The sequence below is a fragment of the Cryobacterium melibiosiphilum genome (assembly GCF_003602235.1).
GTDB lineage: Bacteria > Actinomycetota > Actinomycetes > Actinomycetales > Microbacteriaceae > Cryobacterium > Cryobacterium melibiosiphilum.
In genome coordinates this window covers 1-2,576 of the sequence record NZ_QZVS01000012.1, presented here as the reverse complement: position 1 = coordinate 2,576, position 2,576 = coordinate 1, and the positions used below count along the sequence as shown (strand labels likewise).

Here is a 2,576-nt window from a genome sequence, read left to right as displayed (position 1 = left end):
GTGAGTATTAGAGCCCGTGAGCCCCACCCGATCGTGCGGTTGAGCCCCACTGATCGTGCGGAAGAGCACCAGTGGTGGTGCGGCTCAGCACCACTGGTGCTCCCCGTCTCGGATTACGCGGTCGCGAGGGCCGCTTTTTCTCTCATGTTGTAGGTGCCAGTGTCGACCCAGGTCGTGTTGTGGATGATGCGGTCCATGATGGCGTCGGCGTGAACGCCGGCGCCGAGGCGTTGGTGCCAGTCCTTTTGTTGATACTGGGTGCAGAACACCGTTGAGGTCTCGCCGTAACGGCGCTCCATCAACTCCAGCAGCATCGTCCGCATGGATTCCGTCGGCTTGTCCAGCAGCCACTCATCGATTACCAAGACCGTGAAGGCGGCATACTTCCGCAGGAATTTGCCGCCACCGCCGGTTGCATCCTGGGCGGCGACCCAAGCTTCCTCGAGGTCGGGCATCCGGACGTAGTGGGCGCGGATGCGATGCTCGCAGGCCCGTTTAGCGAGAGCGCATCCCAGATACGACTTCCCCGACCCGGTGAAGCCCTGGAAGACGACGTTCTGCTGCCTGGTGACGAACGAGCAGGTCCCGAGCTGGGTCAACACCTGCCGATTGAGACCACGCTCGTCGATCAGGTCGACGCGCCGCAGATCCGCGTTCGGGTAACGCAGTCCCGCCCGCCGGATCAGCCCGTCAACCTTGGAATGCATGAACGTCGAGTAGGCGTCGTCCACGACGAGCCGGACTCTTTCCTCGAAGGTCAGGCTGATGGAGAGGATCTCGTCCTGGAGGTCGATGGCCTGCAGGAGCTCGCCGGCGTTCATCTCGCGGAGCTTGCGTTTGGTCTCGCCGTCCAGCGCGCTCAACGGTTCCCTCCGGCGTAATAGGCGCTGCCGCGAACATAACCGCCATGGTCCGGTTCCGTTTCTGGTTCGGGGGTCTGTCCGGTTTTGTCTTGCCCGGTGTCGAGGATCGGCCTCAAATGCGCATAACGCGGGGAACGCACCGGGCCCCGCAGCGCGAGTGCGCAGGCGGCCTCGACCCGGGCCGACGGGAACCGGCGAGAGAGTTTCAGCACGGCCAGCGCGGCGTCAAAGCCAGCCTCGTCGATGAAGACGGTCTCGAAGATCTTGGCCGTCACGATGACGGTCGCCGGCCCGATCCGCGCGGCCCATTCCTCGATCCGGGGTCGGTCCCAGGCCTGGAAACTGCGTCCCTCGGGCAAGTCAGCCTCGTTCGTCCGATACTGGTTCGTCGTCGTGGCCGGCAGCAGCAAATGGCTGGCCAGACGCTCATCGCGCCGATAAACCTCCAGCATCGTCTCAGTGACGCGCAGGTCCACCAGCGCACCGATGTGGCTGAAGGGAACGGAGTAGAAGTTCTTGGCCCAGACCACGTGGGCGTTGGCGTTGACCTTTCGTTTATAGGACCACGTGCTGATCTCGAACGGTGCCGCCGGCAGCGCCTGCAACAACGGCTTCTCCTCGGTGGTGAACACGCTCAGGCGAGACCCGACACGTTTCTGAAAGGGCTCCCGGTTGTAGGCCTCCATCTGTTCCCGGATTCGAAGGCGCAACTGCGCCAGCGAAGTGAACGTCTCCTTCCTCAAACCGGCGATGACCCAAGTCGCGACATGGGCCACCGTGTTCTCAGTGCTACTTTTGTCGCGCGGGTGCCGCACTCTGCCGGGGAGCACCGCGGCCGAGTAGTGCGCCGCCATCTCCCGGTAAGCATCGTTGAGAACGACTTCGCCCTCCTTGGGGTGGGAGATCACCCCCGTCTTTAAGTTGTCGGGCACTAGACGGGGGACGCTGCCGCCAAAGAACGTAAACATCGCCGTGTGTGCGCGTAGCCACGCCTCCTGCCGCATATCCAGGGTCGCTTCCACGAACGCGTAGCGGCTGAAAGGGAGGCACGCGACGAACAAATACACTTTCGACATCTCGCCCGTCGTCGGGTCGAGGAGCTGCATTGTGGGCCCGGACCAGTCGACCTCGATACTGCGGCCGGCCTTGTGGCCGACCCTCGACGTCGCCCCCGAGACAGCAGCATGCTCGGCATAGAGCCGGCAGAACCGGTCGTAACTCATCGTCGCCTGCACCATCGATGACGCGTCGACATACTCCTGGTGCAACAGCTTCAACGTCACCCCGACCCGCGCGAGCTCGGTATGGACTCGGCCCCAATCCGGCTGCGCGAAGACGGACTCGTGGACGCCGCGACCGGGGAACAACGTCGAATACACCGCGGCCTCCGACAATTCGGCGACGTCATCCCAGCCGAGCCCGAGCCGTTCTGCGGCATCTAGCACAGCTCGAATGCTGTGCCGAGACATCCCCTGGGCGGACTCGATCGCCCGTCGCGATAAGCCCTGATTACGCAGCTGCAGGATCTGCTTCGCTTTGATCTTCCGTACCATTACCGGTACTCCTTCCACCGTGTGGCGCTCACATGGTGGGAGGAGCTTTTCAGGTGGGGCTCAACCACGCCGGTCGTGGGGCTGAACGGTGCAGGTCACGCATCTGAACAGTGGGGCTCAACCGCACCACAGGTGGTGCCCATCGAAGCCAATATTCACC

2 protein-coding genes are annotated in these 2,576 nt (G+C 63.3%); both read right to left on the bottom strand.

What is annotated here, in order from left to right; translation table 11 throughout:
- Positions 1-113: 113 nt before the first annotated feature.
- The gene (locus D6T64_RS00105) at positions 114-863 is read right to left on the bottom strand and encodes an ATP-binding protein (protein WP_119970251.1); all 750 of its coding nucleotides are present in this window, start codon (positions 861-863) and stop codon (positions 114-116) included.
- Complete coding sequence (istA, locus tag D6T64_RS00100) at positions 860-2,416, bottom strand: IS21 family transposase (protein WP_119970249.1); 1,557 nt, start codon at positions 2,414-2,416, stop codon at positions 860-862. The genes D6T64_RS00105 and istA overlap by 4 nt, the downstream gene beginning before the upstream one ends.
- Positions 2,417-2,576: the final 160 nt, after the last annotated feature.